Origin of the sequence: Blattabacterium cuenoti (genome assembly GCF_014252395.1) — a bacterium.
In the GTDB taxonomy this organism is placed as follows: domain Bacteria; phylum Bacteroidota; class Bacteroidia; order Flavobacteriales; family Blattabacteriaceae; genus Blattabacterium; species Blattabacterium cuenoti_AA.
The window spans coordinates 27,063-42,575 of sequence record NZ_CP059219.1; the positions used below are offsets into that span (position 1 = coordinate 27,063).

At 19.6% G+C, this 15,513-nt stretch carries 10 protein-coding genes and 3 tRNA genes; 10 read left to right on the forward strand and 3 right to left on the reverse strand.

Translation table 11 applies throughout. From position 1 onward, the window contains the following. The first annotated feature begins 63 nt into the window (after nucleotides 1–63). Complete coding sequence (lptB, locus tag H0H36_RS00110; protein ID WP_185869633.1) at nucleotides 64–786, forward strand: LPS export ABC transporter ATP-binding protein; 723 nt, start codon at nucleotides 64–66, stop codon at nucleotides 784–786. A 1-nt stretch (nucleotide 787) separates the two neighbouring features. Beyond that, the gene (locus tag H0H36_RS00115; RefSeq protein WP_185869634.1) at nucleotides 788–1,420 is read left to right on the forward strand and encodes a thiamine diphosphokinase; all 633 of its coding nucleotides are present in this window, start codon (nucleotides 788–790) and stop codon (nucleotides 1,418–1,420) included. 7 nt (nucleotides 1,421–1,427) lie between these two features. On the opposite strand, the gene mdh is transcribed toward H0H36_RS00115, so the two are convergent. Next, complete coding sequence (gene mdh, locus H0H36_RS00120; protein WP_185869635.1) at nucleotides 1,428–2,357, reverse strand: malate dehydrogenase; 930 nt, start codon at nucleotides 2,355–2,357, stop codon at nucleotides 1,428–1,430. Between the two features lie 93 nt (nucleotides 2,358–2,450). Here mdh and gcvP point away from each other — a divergent pair, with 93 nt between their 5' ends. Further along, entirely contained in the window at nucleotides 2,451–5,318 is a 2,868-nt protein-coding gene (gene gcvP, locus H0H36_RS00125) for an aminomethyl-transferring glycine dehydrogenase (protein WP_185869636.1), read from the forward strand. Here gcvP and tsaD read toward each other — a convergent pair. Further along, on the reverse strand, nucleotides 5,315–6,346 hold the full coding sequence (gene tsaD / locus H0H36_RS00130) for a tRNA (adenosine(37)-N6)-threonylcarbamoyltransferase complex transferase subunit TsaD (protein ID WP_185869637.1): 1,032 nt from the start codon (nucleotides 6,344–6,346) through the stop codon (nucleotides 5,315–5,317). The genes gcvP and tsaD overlap by 4 nt on opposite strands. Nucleotides 6,347–6,368: 22 nt before the next feature. On the opposite strand from tsaD, the gene H0H36_RS00135 reads away from it, so the two are divergent. The 6 genes from H0H36_RS00135 (at nucleotide 6,369) to H0H36_RS00160 (ending at nucleotide 13,289) form a co-directional block, all read left to right on the forward strand. Beyond that, nucleotides 6,369–10,145: a translocation/assembly module TamB domain-containing protein gene (locus H0H36_RS00135; protein ID WP_185869638.1), complete on the forward strand. Its 3,777-nt coding sequence runs from the start codon at nucleotides 6,369–6,371 to the stop codon at nucleotides 10,143–10,145. Nucleotides 10,146–10,324: 179 nt separating this feature from the next. Beyond that, a complete protein-coding gene (locus tag H0H36_RS00140) occupies nucleotides 10,325–10,825 on the forward strand; it encodes an Lrp/AsnC family transcriptional regulator (RefSeq protein ID WP_185869639.1) in 501 nt (166 codons plus the stop codon). Nucleotides 10,826–10,962: 137 nt separating this feature from the next. Beyond that, nucleotides 10,963–12,987, forward strand: a complete 2,025-nt coding sequence (locus tag H0H36_RS00145) for an HDIG domain-containing metalloprotein (protein WP_185869640.1) — start codon at nucleotides 10,963–10,965, stop codon at nucleotides 12,985–12,987. Nucleotides 12,988–13,042: 55 nt separating this feature from the next. Continuing rightward, a tRNA-Ser gene (locus tag H0H36_RS00150) sits at nucleotides 13,043–13,126 on the forward strand. Nucleotides 13,127–13,129: 3 nt separating this feature from the next. Further along, nucleotides 13,130–13,204: transfer RNA gene (locus H0H36_RS00155), tRNA-Pro, on the forward strand. A gap of 11 nt (nucleotides 13,205–13,215) precedes the next feature. Continuing rightward, nucleotides 13,216–13,289: transfer RNA gene (locus H0H36_RS00160), tRNA-Arg, on the forward strand. 2 nt (nucleotides 13,290–13,291) lie between these two features. Here H0H36_RS00160 and clpP read toward each other — a convergent pair. After that, nucleotides 13,292–13,969: an ATP-dependent Clp endopeptidase proteolytic subunit ClpP gene (clpP, locus tag H0H36_RS00165; RefSeq protein WP_185869641.1), complete on the reverse strand. Its 678-nt coding sequence runs from the start codon at nucleotides 13,967–13,969 to the stop codon at nucleotides 13,292–13,294. Between the two features lie 88 nt (nucleotides 13,970–14,057). Between clpP and H0H36_RS00170 the strand changes: the two genes are divergently transcribed. Beyond that, nucleotides 14,058–15,512 carry a lipopolysaccharide biosynthesis protein gene (locus tag H0H36_RS00170; protein ID WP_185869642.1) on the forward strand — a complete coding sequence of 485 codons (1,455 nt, stop codon included), beginning with the start codon at nucleotides 14,058–14,060 and terminating at the stop codon, nucleotides 15,510–15,512. Nucleotide 15,513: the final 1 nt, after the last annotated feature.

Below are 15,513 nucleotides of genomic sequence, written 5' to 3' on the forward strand. Positions count from 1 at the left end.
TTTGAATATTTTTTTCATTATAATAATAAATATGAATTCAATAATACAAAAAAATTATTTTATATGACTTTGATAGCTAAAAATATATATAAAAAATATAAAGGAAAATATATAGTAAAAAATATTTCTTTAAAATTATTTCAAGGAGAAATAGTTGGATTAATTGGACCTAATGGAGCTGGAAAAACTACTTTTTTTTACATGATTATAGGAATTATTAAGCCAGATAAAGGAAAAATAGTTATTAATCAGGAAGATATAACTATGAAACCAATATATCAACGTTCCAAAAAAGGAATTGGATATTTAGCACAAGAACCATCTATATTTAGAAAATTATCTGTGGAAGATAATATTTTATGCATATTGGAAATGAAAAAAAAATTTTTTAAAAAAAGAAAAGAAATAACAGAAAAATTAATTGAAGAATTAGGATTACAAAACATTAGAAAAAATTTAGGAGAAATCCTTTCTGGAGGAGAAAGGAGACGTACTGAAATTGCTAGATGTTTAGCTATTAAACCTAAATTTATTCTTTTAGATGAACCTTTTTCTGGAATAGATCCAATTGCTATAGAAGAATTACAAAAAATAATTTTTTCTTTAAAAAAGAAAAATATAGGTATATTAATAACGGATCATAATGTTCAAGAAATTTCTATGATAACAGATCGTATTTATTTAATGTTTGAAGGAAAAATATTTAAACATGGAACAACTACAGAAGTATTAAGAGATACTACAGTTAAAAAAGTTTATTTAGGAAATCGTTTTATTAATTATTAATATGAATTATCGTTTAAAAAATAAACAACAAAAAATAGAGTTATTTCTTAATGGAGATCCACCTTATTTTTTAAAAAATAAAATATTTTATCATAAAATATTTTCTGTAGATGGGGCTTTTTATTATTTAAAAAAATTGGGAATTTCTATAGATTATATAAGTGGAGATTTTGATTCTATATTAAAAAAAGATTTTCCTTCTAAAGGAAGGATTTTTACTACTTATAATCAAAAATATACAGATTTTGATAAAGCCTTAAATATTCTTTATAAAAAAGGATTTTTTAATATAAACGTTTGGGGAGCTAGTGGAAAAGAACAAGATCATTTTTTAGGAAATTTATCTACAGCTTTAAAATATAAAAAAAAATTATCTATTGTTTTTCATGATAAATATTATTTTTATTTTTTTTCAAAAAAAAAAAATATATTTTTTTTTTCAGAAAAAAATAAAAAAATATCACTATTTCCATTTCCAGAAGTAAATGGATTAAAAACTAATGGACTAAAATATCCTATTCATAAAGGAATATTAAAAATTGGTAAAAATATAGGAATTAGAAATGAATCTACTAATAAAAAAATAGAAATTAATTACAAAAAAGGAGAACTTATAATATTTATAGGAAAATAAACTTTTTTTAAAAAAAATTTTTAAGTTTATTTATTGTATTTTTAACATAATTTCCAGATTTTTTTAAAAGAGACATTTCTTCCTTATTTAATTTTAATTCTATTATTTTTTCAACTCCATATTTACCTAAAATAACTGGAACTCCTAAATATAAATTTTCTAATCCATATTCTCCTTTTAAAAAAACAGAACAGGAAAAAATACGTTTACTATTTTTTAAAATGCATTCTACCATTTTTACAACAGAAGCACTAGGGGCCATCCATGCAGATGTTCCTAATAAATTTACTATTTCTTCTCCACCTTTTTTTGTTTTTTCTATAATAATATCATTATCTTTTTCTGATAAAAATTCTTTAATAGGTATCCCAGATATAGATGTATATCTATATAAAGGAACCATAGTATCCCCATGACTACCTAATAATAAAGATTGTATATCATGAAATGATATATTCAATTTTTTTGATAAAAAAAAACGATATCTTGCGGAATCTAATATACCTGCCATTCCAAAAACACGAGAAGAATCTATTTCTGATGCAAGATAACTTACATATGACATTATATCTAATGGATTAGATACTATAATTAATTTAGCATTTGGTGAAAAAAATATAGATTTTTTAGTGACAGAATAAATAATTTTTGCATTAATATTGATTAAATCATCACGACTCATTCCAGGTTTTCTGGGTATTCCACAAGTTATAATAATTATTTCTGAATTTTTAGATTTAGAATAATCATTAGTTATTCCAAATATTTTAGTATTTGATTCTACAAGAGATAACATTTGAGATATATCTAAACTTTTTCCTTCAGAAAAATTTTTTTTTATATCTAATAATATGATTTCTCTAACTATGTCTTTTTGAGCTAATAGACTAGCACAATGAGCTCCTACATTACCTGCTCCAATAATAGTTACTTTCATTATATTTGTTTTTTTTTAAAAAAAAATGATAAGATGATAAGCATTTATCTAAATTTGTAAACCAAATTAAAGATAAACACAATTTATATTTTTATGAAAGAGGATTACAGAAAAAATTTTTGTTTTAGACATATAGGCCCATCTTATAATGAAGTTCATGATATGTTAAAAACATTAGAATATTGTTCTATCAATAAATTTATAAAAAAAACTATTCCTAAAAAAATACGTTTAAAAAAAAAATTAAATTTACCTAATTCTATTTCTGAATATGAATATTTAAATCATATAAATAAAATAAGTAAGAAAAATAAAATTTATAGATCTTATATAGGATTAGGATATAAAAATACTATCACTCCAAGTGTAATACAAAGAAATATTTTAGAAAATCCTGGATGGTATACTCCTTATACTCCATATCAATCTGAAATATCTCAAGGACGTTTAGAAGCTTTAATGAATTTTCAAACTATGATTTCAAATCTTACTGGAATGAAAATAAGTAATGCTTCTATGTTAGATGAATCTACAGCTGCAGCTGATGCTATGTATATGATATATCAGGAAAAAATAAAAAACAAAAAAATAACAAAAAATTATTATTTTTTTGTTTCAAATGAAATACTACCGCAAACTTTTTATGTTTTAAAAACAAGATGTTTTGGATTAGGTATTAACATAATAAAAGATTCACATAAAAATTTATATAAATATAAAGAAAAAAAAATATTTGGTTTATTAATTTCTTATCCTTCTTCTACAGGTATGATATATGATTACAATGAAATCATTGATTTTTCTAAAAAAAATGATATATCAATTATAGTATCTGCAGATTTATTATCTCTATCTTTATTAAAACCTCCTGGAGAATGGGGAGCGGATGTTGTTGTAGGATCAAGTCAATCTTTTGGAATTCCTATGGGATATGGTGGACCTCATGCTGCTTTTTTTTCTACTAATGAAAAATATAAACGTTTTATTCCAGGAAGGATTATTGGAATGTCAGTAGATGTTACAAATAAAAAGGCATTTCGTATGGCTTTACAAACTAGAGAACAACATATAAAAAGAGAAAGGGCTACTTCTAATATTTGTACTTCCCAAGTACTTCCAGCTATCATGGCTTCTATGTATGCTTTATATCATGGAAAAAAAGGATTAATCAAAATAGCAGAATCTATTCATACACATACAAAAAAATTAGAATTATTATTGATAAATAATTTTAATGATATCAATCAATTAAATACTTTTTATTTTGATACAATAAAAATTAAAACAAATTTTATTAATCATAAAATAAAAGAAGTAGCAGAACGAAAAAAAACAAATTTTAGATACATAGATCAAAATTATTTAACTATTACTTTAGATGAAACAACATCTACAAATGATATAAATCATATTTTATCTATATTTTATGAAGTTTATAAAAAAAAGAATATAAAAAAAATAATAAAAAAAAATATAGAAAATAGGATTCCTTATTCCTTAAAAAGAGTTTCTGATTTTTTAACTCATGAAGTTTTTTATAAATATCATTCAGAAAATGAACTTATGCGTTATATAAAAAGATTAGAAAAAAAAGATCTTTCTTTAAATCATTCAATGATTCCATTAGGATCATGTACTATGAAATTAAATGCTTCTACAGAATTATTTCCTTTAAGTCAATATGAATGGAGGAATATACATCCTTTTGTTCCTGAAAATCAATCTAATGGATATAATATTATTATTAAAAATTTGAAAAAATATTTAAAAGAGATAACAGGATTTTCTGGAATTTCTTTACAACCTAATTCAGGAGCACAAGGAGAATATACTGGACTTATGGTAATCAAACATTATCATAACTCAATAAATGAATCAAAAAGAAATATAGCATTAATTCCTTCTTCTTCTCATGGAACTAATCCTGCTTCAGCAAATATGGCAGGAATGAAAGTGATTTTAATTGCTACTAAAAATGACGGAACTATTGATAAAAATGATTTTTTAAAAAAAGTAAAAGAAAATAAAGATTTTTTATCAGTATTAATGATAACTTATCCATCAACTAATGGTATATATGAAACACATATTAAAGAATTAATAGATATTATACATGAAAATGGAGGACAAGTTTATATGGATGGGGCTAATATGAACGCTCAAGTAGGATTAATAAAACCTGTATATTTAGGAGTAGATGTTTGTCATCTTAATCTTCATAAAACTTTTGCAATTCCTCATGGAGGAGGAGGACCTGGTATGGGGCCTATATGTGTTGATACACATTTAAAAAAATTTCTTCCTAATCATCCTTATCATCCTTTTAAAAAAATGGAAAAAAAAGAAATGATAACCGTTTCTTCTTCTCCATATGGATCTTCTATGATTTTAATAATTTCTTATGCTTATATTCGTTTATTAGGTCCATATGGACTTAAAAAATGTACAGAAATATCTATTCTTAATGCTAATTATATAAAAGAAAAATTAAAAAAATTTTATAAAATATTATACGGAGAAAATAACGAAGTAGCTCATGAATTAATTATAGACTGTAGGATATTTAAATCTATAGGAATAGAAGTTATAGATATAGCAAAAAGAATGATGGATTATAGTTATCATGCTCCTACAATATCTTTTCCTGTAGAAGGATGTATGATGATAGAACCTACAGAAAGTGAATCTAAAGAAGAATTGGATCGTTTTATTGAAACACTTATTAGTATACGAAAAGAAATTCAAGAAATTAAAGATGGTAATTTTTCTAAAACAGAAAATGTACTTAAAAATGCTCCACATAGTATAGATACATTAACACATAGTAATTGGAATCATCCTTATAGTAGAGAAAAAGCGGCTTATCCATTATATTGGGTTAGAGATAGAAAATTTTGGCCATCAGTAAATCGTATTAATGAAGGATATGGAGATAGAAATTTAATATGTACATGTATTTAAAATATTTCAAATTTTGAAAATGGATGAACATCAATAGAATCAAATAATTTTTTTTCATATTTAAATAAACCAGTAATAGCTATCATAGCTCCATTATCTGTTGTATATATTTTTTTTGGAATAAATATTTCATATTTTGGATTTTTTTTAGAAAATAATATAAACATTTTTCTAATATCATGATTAGCAGATACTCCTCCTGCTAAAGCTATTCTACAAATTTTAGTTTTTAGAATAGCTTTTTGTACTTTTTCTAAAAGAATTTCAGCTATTGTTCTTTGTATAGAAGCACACAAATCTGATTTATTTTCATTTATAAAAAATGGATTTTTTTTTAATTTATTTTTTATTAATTGTAAAATATTACTTTTTAATCCACTAAAACTAAAGTTTAGTCCGTTTACTAATGGTTTTGAAAAAATAAATTTTTTATAATTACCATTTTTAGAAAAAGTATCTATCATAGGTCCACCAGGATAATGAAATCCTAATATTCTAGCTACTTTATCAAAAGTATCTCCTACAGAATCATCTAAAGTTGATCCTAATACTTTCATTTTAAAAAAATCATTTACTTTTATTATTTGAGTATGTCCACCACTTATTACTAAACATAAAAATGGAAATTTTGGATAAGAGTTATTAATATTTGCATTTTTTATAAAGTGAGTAAGTATATGTGCTTGAATATGATTTACAGTTAGTATAGGAATATTTAATCCTATAGATAATGATTTTGCAAAAGAAGATCCTACTAATAAAGAACCTATCATACCTGGTCCTATAGTAAAAGAAACCGCATCAAGTTGTTTTATTTTTATTTTTGCTAAAAAAATAGCTTTTTTAACAGCTATTGGTATATTTTTATCATGTAATCTTGAAGCTAATTCTGGAACTACTCCTCCATACTTTCTATGAATGTTTTGATGAATGATAATATTAGATAATACTTTTCTATTTTTGATAATAGAAACAGCTGTTTCATCACATGATGATTCTATACCAATGATAATAGGTTTTTTATTCATATAAATAAGAATATTTTTAAAAATGAAGAATGTTTTTTATTACAATTTTTCTTATATAAAAAGAAAAATATTATTTTTATTAATTTTATTTTTAAGTTTATTAGTTTTTTTTATTATTGATTATAAACAAGAAAAAATATCAACGTTTTTTTTAAAAAAAATAATATACCGTATTAGTCCAGAAATTTGTATAAAAAATGCTTCTATAGATTTTTTTAAGAAAGAACTAATTTTTCATAATGTAAGAATTATAGATCATCATCATTTTTCTTTTATTTATTTATCTAAATGTAAATTATCTATTGATAATTTATTTTATTTTTTTATAAATCCAAAACATTTAAATATAAAAAATTTTTATATTGATAATTCTTATTTTTTCATAAAAAAATATTTTAGAGAAAAAGAAAATAATTTTTTATTTTTTATCAAAAAATTTTTGATTGATAAAAAGTTAAATAAAATGAATTCATTAACTTGTTCTAAGTTAACAATAAAAAAATTACATTTAATATATAATATTAATAAAAAAAAAATTAATAATTTTTTTTCAATTCGTATAAAAAATATTTATATAAATAATGAAAAAATAAAAGCATATATATCTTTACAAAATAAAGATTATTCAAATAATTTTTATATTAAAAATTTTTTTTGTAATTTAACATATTATACATCAAAATTAAAAATCCATAATTTTTATTTAAAAACATCTAAAAGTTTATTAATTGGTAGTATTATTTTATACAATAATAAAGTAGAAAAAGAAAATATTATCCAATGTACTATTTTTCCTAATTCAAAATTAGGATCTGATTTAATATCATTTATTTCTAATTCAAAATTAGGATCTGATTTAATATCATTTATTTCTAATTCAAAATTAGGATCTGATTTAATATCATTTTTATGTAAAAAACGATTTTTAAATCATAAAATATTTATTCAAGGAAATATTTTAATAAAATTAAAAAATAAAAGTAAAAAATTTATATTTTCTAATATTTTTATAAAAAGTTTACAAGGAGAAAAATTTTTTTCTCATAAAATTTATATTGATTTTTTAAATAAAAAATGGAAAAAAATTAAATTTTTTAAAACTTTCATTAAGTTTAATTTAAATAATTTAAGTAAGATTATTCCATATCTAAATAATTTTAAATCTAAAAGATGGTGGATATTTCAAGGAAATTTATTTTTAATAAAAAAAATATTAAAAATAGAAGGTTTTTTTCATTATAATTTTTTTAAAGCAAAAATATGCAATTATATTAATTTTTCAAATCCTAAAAATATACAATATGAAGGAAAAATATTGATAAAAAAAAGACATATTTTTAGAATTTTAAAAAAAAGTAAAATTTTTTTATATTTTTCAAAAAAACTATATAAAAATATATCATCTCATATTTTAATTAATTTTCAAGGAGAAATTAATAAAAATAATCAAAAAATATATGTACAAATAAATAATAATAAAAATAAAATTTTAAATAATACAAAAATTATATTAATTAATGATCAATCTTTTTTTAAAAAAATTACTATAAATGTATCTAATATGTTTATTGGACATATTCATGGATTTTTTAATTGGCATCAATTAATACAAATTGTAGAGAAACAAATTATTTTTTATTTAGAAAATAAAAAATTTGTTAATTTTTCTATAAAACATATAAATTTTAATTTTTTAATAAAAAAAAATTTTCTTGATCTTTTTTTAATAAAAAAAAATTTTTATTTTTCTGATATTCAAATATTAGGAAAAAAAGAATATAATCTATTGAAAATAAATTTTTTTGCAAAAAAAATACAATTTAATAAAATATTTATCAATAGATTATTCATTAAAATAAACACTTCTTTAAAGAATAGTATACAAATAAATATAAAAAATTTTTTTTATAAAAATATTTTTGCAAAAAAAATAGATATATATATTTTTAATAAAAAAAATCATTACATAATAAATTCAAAATTTTTTTTTAAATTAAAAGAACAAAAATATAGAAAACAAATATTAAATTTCTTTTGTAAAAAAGAAAATAATTTTTTTATATTTTTTCATTTTTTTTCTAAATTCAATTTTAATGGACATGATTGGTTTATTTATAATGGATTAAAAAAAATAGGAAAAATAAAAATTGATTTTTTTAATCAAAGATATATTGTTGATAATATGATTTTTTATCATAAAAATCAAAAAATTATTATGAATATAGATTTTTTAAAAACAAATTCAAATATATTTGAATTTGTTTTTAAAAATGTAGAATTAAAAGAATTTTTTTTCCAAAAAAATTTAATGATAAATGGTTTTGTTAATGGATTTTTTTCATTAAAAAATAAATTTCATAAAATTGAACCTAATATTAATTTAATTATACATAATTTTTATATTGGAAAAAAAAATTTAGGAAAATTATCTATTTTATCTTCTAAAAAAAATAAAAATTATAATATTAATATAATCCTTAAAAAAAAATTTCATGATATTTTTAATATATCTGGAAATATTAATAATGAATTAAAAAATCAATCAAAACTTGATTTAAATATTAATATTAAAAAATTTGAAATAGATAATTTATCTTTTTTATGGAAAAAATTTAACAGTGAAATAAAAGGTTATATCACAGGATATATACAAATTTCTGGAAATTTAAAAGACCCTAATTTTTTTGGAAAAATAGAAATTAAAAAATTTGGTTTAAAAATAAATTCTATAAATACAAATTATAAAATAATAAATCCAATTTTTATAAACATTTTTAATAAATCTTGTACATTATATCCTTCTATTTTTAAAGATACAAAATACAATACTGAAGGACTCATAAGTGGATCTATATTATTAAAAAAATTTTTTAAATGGGATTTAAAATTATCTATAAAAACAAAAAATTTACTTGTTTTAAATACAAATAAAAAACATAATTATTTTTTATTTGGAAAAATATTTTCTTATGGAGAAATACAAATAATAAAAAAAGAAAATATTTTTAATATTTTTATAAATAATGGAAAAATTTTAAATTCTTCTCATTTATATATAAAAAAACTAAAAAATAATGAATTTTATCAAAAAAATAATAATAAAAAAAATAAAATAAATGATATTTTATTTAATATTAAAATTAATATAGAAAATAATACAAAATTATCAATTTTTTTAGATAAAAACTTAGAAAATTTTATTGAATTAAAAGGAGAAGGATTTATTTTTTTAGAAAAAAAACTAAAAAAAAACATTCAAACTAATGGAAAATTTTTTATAAAAAATGGATTATATCATTTTTCTAATAAAGAAAACATTCCAATTTTTAAATTGGAGAAAAAATTTAAAATAAAACCAGGTGGATTGATTACTTGGAAAAATAATCTTAATAAATCAATTATAGATTTAGTAGCTTATGATTCTAAATATGTATTCAATGCTTTTAAATATATTAATTATCCAATAAATTTAAAAAATAACGTAAATATGATATTTACGGAATTAAGAATTATTATTTATGGAATAATACAAAAACCTAATATCAGTATGGAAATATTATTTCCTACAAGTAATATAAAAATTCAAAACAAATTATTTAATAAATTAAATTCTTCTTTTGAAGAAAAAGTAACACAATTTATATACATTCTAATTTTAGAAAAATTTTATTTAAAACATGAGATAATAAAAAATTTTATATACTCTTCTTTTTATGGATTTTTTTTTAAAAAATTAAAAAATATATTTATTAATTTAATAGATAATAAAAATATAATTTATAAAAAAAATAAAAATTGAATTTAATTCAAAAAAATATAATATAAAGGATCAAATACATTTTAAATTTATCTATTTATTAATACAAAAAAATTTTAAAATATTTCAATAATTTTTTATATGATTGATAATAAATTATTGAAAAAGAAAGTTTTGTATCTTGGTATTTTTAATATCTTTATTTAAAAAAATATAAAACAATGATCCTAAGATATAATACAGATGAAATAGACAATACTATTGTCAAAAAATTAAATATAAATGCTAGAACCCCTTATACTGAAATAAGTAAACAAATAAGTAAGGAAATCAAACCTCTATCTGTTGGAACAGTACATGTTAGAGTAAAAAAATTAGAAGACGCAGGTATTATAAAAGGTAGTACTTTGATTATTGGATATGAATCATTAGGTTTTCATTTAATAGCTTTTGTAGGAATATTATCAAATTCTCGTGAATCTAAATCAGTAAAAGAAGAATTAAAAAAAATTCCAAATATAGTACAATTATATATTACTTCTGGTAAATATAATCTTTTTTGTAGAATTATGGCTAGAGATCCTTCAGATGCTAGAGATGTTATTTCTAAAATTGGAGAAATTAAAGGTGTTCTTAGAACAGAATCCACTATTTGTTTAGAAGAAAGTATTAACGATGAAAACCGATTATTATCTAATATTTTACAAAATAAATCATATTAATAAAAAAAATATGATTATAATAAATTAAATTATTTTTATTATTATAATATCATTAATTCATATGATACTTATCCTTTAAAAATTAAAAAAAATATCATCCTTCCGAAAGAATTGCATAATTACACAATTTCTAGGTAATGGCTAACTTCTTAAAAGCTTATAAAAGTATTATAGATAAAATTTTAGTTACAATTATTGCAATCTTATTATTGACATTTTTTTTCCCAAAAAAAGAAATTTTTAAATATGAATTTTCAAAAGGAAAAATTTGGTCTTATGGAGATTTATTTTCTCCATTTAATTTTTTTATTCTAAAAAACCATAAAGATATAAAATCAGAAATTTTAAATTTAAAAAAAAATAAAGATCTGTTCTATATTAAAGATGAAAAAATAGTAAAAAATATAAAAAAAAAATTTAAAAAAAATTCATTTATAAAAAAAAATAAACACTATTCTATAATTTTAAAAAAAATAATACGTTCTATTTATAAATATGGATATATAGATCATAATAATTTTTCAAAAAAAAATAATATTAATGTAATTTTTTTAAAAAAAAATGAAAAATGGATTCCTATTTTATATAAAAAAATAAAAAATTATAATACAGTAAATAATATTATTGAAAATAAATTAAATAAAAAAAATTATAATAATAAAATTTTTAAAAAAATATTAAAAAAATTAATAATACCAAATTTATTTTATAGTCCATATTGTACTAAATTTTTTTTAGATAAAAAAATTAAATCTATTAAAAATATTAAATTCTCCTTTATTAAAGGAGATATAATTATTGTCAAAAATGAAGTAATAAATAATAAAAAATTTGAAATTTTATCTTCTTTTAAAAAAGAATATGAAAAAAAAATATGGAATAAAAATAAATATTATGGTCTTATTATAGGATATTTTTTAATTATAAGCATGATATTCTATCTATTTATATTTTATCTTTTTTGTTTTCAAAAAAAAATATTTCAAAATAATAGAAAAACAAATTTTTTAATTATTAACATATTATTAATATCCTTAATTACTATCTTAATTTTAAGATATCATTCTAAAATACTATATATAATTCCTTTTTCTATTTTACCTATAAGTATTCGTGCATTTTTTAATTTTAATTTAAGTATTATTATTCATTTAATAACCATTTTATTGTTATCTTTAATAACACCAAATAGTTTAGAATTTATTTTTCTTCAAATTACTACAGGATTTATAGTTTTATTAACTAAAAAAAATATTTATAATAAAATGGCTAATCTTTTTATTGCTGTAGTAAAAATAACTATTACCTATATAATTACTTTTATATCTATAACTTTAATACGTGAAGGATCTTTGGAAAAAACTTCTTTATATACTTTTTATTTATTTTTTTTTAGTGGAGTTTTAACTTTATTTGTTCATCCGTTAATATTTCTTTTTGAAAAATTATTAAATTTAACTTCTGATATTTCATTATTAGAATTATCTGATACTAATACACCTATATTGAGATTGTTATCTAAAAAAGCTCCAGGAACTTTACAACATGTTTTAACAGTAGCTAACATTGCAGAAGAAGCTGCTGTTACAATTGAAGCAAATTCACTTTTAGTAAAAATAGGTTCAATTTATCATGATATAGGAAAAATTAAAAATTCTAAATTTTTTATTGAAAATCAGCAAAACAAAATAAATCCACATGAAAAATTAAGTCCAAAAAAAAGTGCAAAAATTATTTTAAATCATGTTTCTATAGGTATAGAATTAGCTAAAAAATATCATTTACCAGATGCTATAACTGATTTCATACGTACTCATCATGGAAATAGCATAGTTTATTATTTCTATAAAAAACAACAAGAAAAATTTCCAAATATAAAAATAGATAAAAAACAATTTCAATATTCTGGACCTAAACCTTTTTCTAAAGAAACAGCTATTGTTATGATAGCAGATTCAGTAGAAGCAGCTTCAAAAAGTATAAAAAATCCATCTTCTAAAGATTTAGAAAACTTAGTAGAAAATATTGTTAATAAACAAAAAAAAGAAAATCAATTTTCAAATACAGATATTACTTTAAAAGAAATAGAAAAGGTAAAAGAAGTTATTAAAAAAAAACTTATAAACATTTATCATACTAGAATAGTATATACAAAAAAATAAATATAAAAACTAATATTTGCTTATTTAATTTAACTATTTTAGATTTGTATTTTTAGGAGAATTGCCGGAGTGGTTAACGGAACAGTTTGCTAAACTGTCGGTATATTTTACCGCGTGGGTTCGAATCCCACATTCTCCGTTTCGGGGTATAGCGTAGTTTGGTTATCGCGCCTGGTTTGGGACCAGGAGACCGTAGGTTCAAATCCTGCTACCCCGATTTTATAGATAGGTCACGTAGCTCAAATGGATAGAGCAACTGCCTTCTAAGCAGTAGGTTATAGGTTCGAATCCTGTCGTGATCATTTTACTTTTTATTTTTACCTTTTAATACTTCATCAATCATTCCATATTTTTTAGCTTCTTCAGACGTCATCCAATAATCTCTATCTGAATCTTTTTCTATTTTTTCAATAGAAGCACCTGAATGTTTAGATATAACTTCATAAAGTTCTTTTTTTAGTTTTAAAATTTCACGTACTGTAATTTCAATATCTGAAGCTTGACCATGAGTACCTCCTATAGGCTGATGAATCATTATTCTAGAATGTTTTAAGGCAGACCTTTTATTTTTTACACCAGAACAAAGTAAAACAGCTGCCATAGATGCAGCCATACCAGTACAAATAGTAGCTACATCTGGTTCTACAATTTGCATTGTATCATATATACCTAATCCTGCGTAAACATCTCCTCCTGGAGAATTAATATATATTTGTATATCTTTTTTATTATCTACAGATTGTAAAAATAATAATTGAGCTTGAACTATATTAGCTACTTCGTCTTCTATAGAAGTTCCTAAAAAAATAACACGATCCATCATTAAACGAGAAAAAACATCCATTTGAGCTATATTTAATTTTCTTTCCTCTACTATATAAGGAGTCATCATTTTAATATATTCATCTATTGTTAAACTACTTATTTTTCTATGTTTAATCGCATATGATATAAATTCTTTTGATTTTTTTCTATAATTCATTTTTTATTCTAAAATTTTTTTAACAAAATTACTCATAATTAATTTCTATTTAATAGAAAAAATTTTCAATTTATAAAAAACGTTGAATTTGTACAAAAAATTAGCAATACAAACTATTATATATTCTATAGGATTACTTATTCCAAGATTTATTAACTATTTTTTTTTAAAATTTTTTACTTTTCATTTAAGAAAAGAAGAATTTTCTCTTTACACGGATATGTATGCATTATCTTTTTTAATCATAGGATTCCTATCTTTTGGATTAGAAAATACTTATTTCAGATTTTTTTATAAAAAAAATTATAATAAAGATATTATTTTTTCAACAGGAGTAATTATACAATTATTAATTACTTCTTTTTTTTTAATTTTTTCTATAAAATTAATAAAAAATATATCATATATAACTGGATATCAAAATCATATAGATTATTTTTTTATGTTTTTTTTAATCATATTTTTTGATACTATTTGTATTCTTCCTATGGCTTGGCTTCGTGTCAATGATAAACCAATAATATATACTATCATAAATATGATAAACGTATTAATACAATCTATTTTAATAATATATATGTTTTATTGTTATAAAAATTTTTCTGAAAAAAAAAGTTTGTTTTTTTGTGTTTTTAAAATAGTAAATTCTTTTACAGATAAAACTGGTTATATTTTTTTTGCTAATATGATATCTTCTTTAAGTAATTTATTTTTAGTATTACCTATACTTTTAAAAAGAATTAATATCAAAAAATTCAATAAAATTTTGGCTATAAAAATGTTAAATTATGGTATTCCTATTATGTTTGGAACAATAGCTTTTTCTATTAATGAAAATTTAGATAAAATTTTAATTAAAAGATGGTTATCTGATGAAATAAATGGAGCTTATTCTGCTTGCTATAAAATAGCATCTTTTATGAGTTTATATATAAGAGTTTTTAAATTAGGTATTGAACCTTTTTTTTTTAAAAAATATAATGATTCTAATGCAATATATTTTTATGAAGAAATTACCTATATGTTTATTTTAATTGGATTAATTTTTTATGTATTAATATGTGGTAATATTTCTTTATTCATCAAATTTTTAATTGATGATAAATATCATATTACCATTTCTATTATTCCTATAATCATGATGGCTAACCTATTTTTAGGTATTTACACAAATCTATCAATTTTTTATAAAATAATAGACAAACCTATTATTGGTACTTACCTATCTTTAATAGGTGTATTAATAACTTTATTATTTAATATCATTTTTATACTAATTCCAAATAGTAATTTTATGATTCCTGCTTGGGGGACTTTTACATCTTATGGATGTATGCTAATATTTTTATATTTTTGGAGTAAAAAAAATTTTAAAAAATTTTGTAATAAAATAATAAATATTATATTTCACTTTTTTTTTGCCATTTTTATAGTTTTTATAGCAAATTTTAAAAAAATAGAAATTAATTTATTTTTTCAATTTTTATATTTAATAAGTATTTTCTTTTTAGAAAGAAAAAGATTTATTAATCTATTTAAATAAT

What these genes read in the sequence shown, in the direction of transcription:
- lptB (WP_185869633.1), top strand. Translation starts at nt 64, where the DNA reads ATGACTTTGATAGCTAAAAATATATATAAAAAATATAAAGGAAAATAT.
- H0H36_RS00115 (WP_185869634.1), top strand. Translation starts at nt 788, where the DNA reads ATGAATTATCGTTTAAAAAATAAACAACAAAAAATAGAGTTATTTCTT.
- mdh (WP_185869635.1), bottom strand. Translation starts at nt 2,357, where the DNA reads ATGAAAGTAACTATTATTGGAGCAGGTAATGTAGGAGCTCATTGTGCT.
- gcvP (WP_185869636.1), top strand. Translation starts at nt 2,451, where the DNA reads ATGAAAGAGGATTACAGAAAAAATTTTTGTTTTAGACATATAGGCCCA.
- tsaD (WP_185869637.1), bottom strand. Translation starts at nt 6,346, where the DNA reads ATGAATAAAAAACCTATTATCATTGGTATAGAATCATCATGTGATGAA.
- H0H36_RS00135 (WP_185869638.1), top strand. Translation starts at nt 6,369, where the DNA reads ATGAAGAATGTTTTTTATTACAATTTTTCTTATATAAAAAGAAAAATA.
- H0H36_RS00140 (WP_185869639.1), top strand. Translation starts at nt 10,325, where the DNA reads ATGATCCTAAGATATAATACAGATGAAATAGACAATACTATTGTCAAA.
- H0H36_RS00145 (WP_185869640.1), top strand. Translation starts at nt 10,963, where the DNA reads ATGGCTAACTTCTTAAAAGCTTATAAAAGTATTATAGATAAAATTTTA.
- clpP (WP_185869641.1), bottom strand. Translation starts at nt 13,969, where the DNA reads ATGAATTATAGAAAAAAATCAAAAGAATTTATATCATATGCGATTAAA.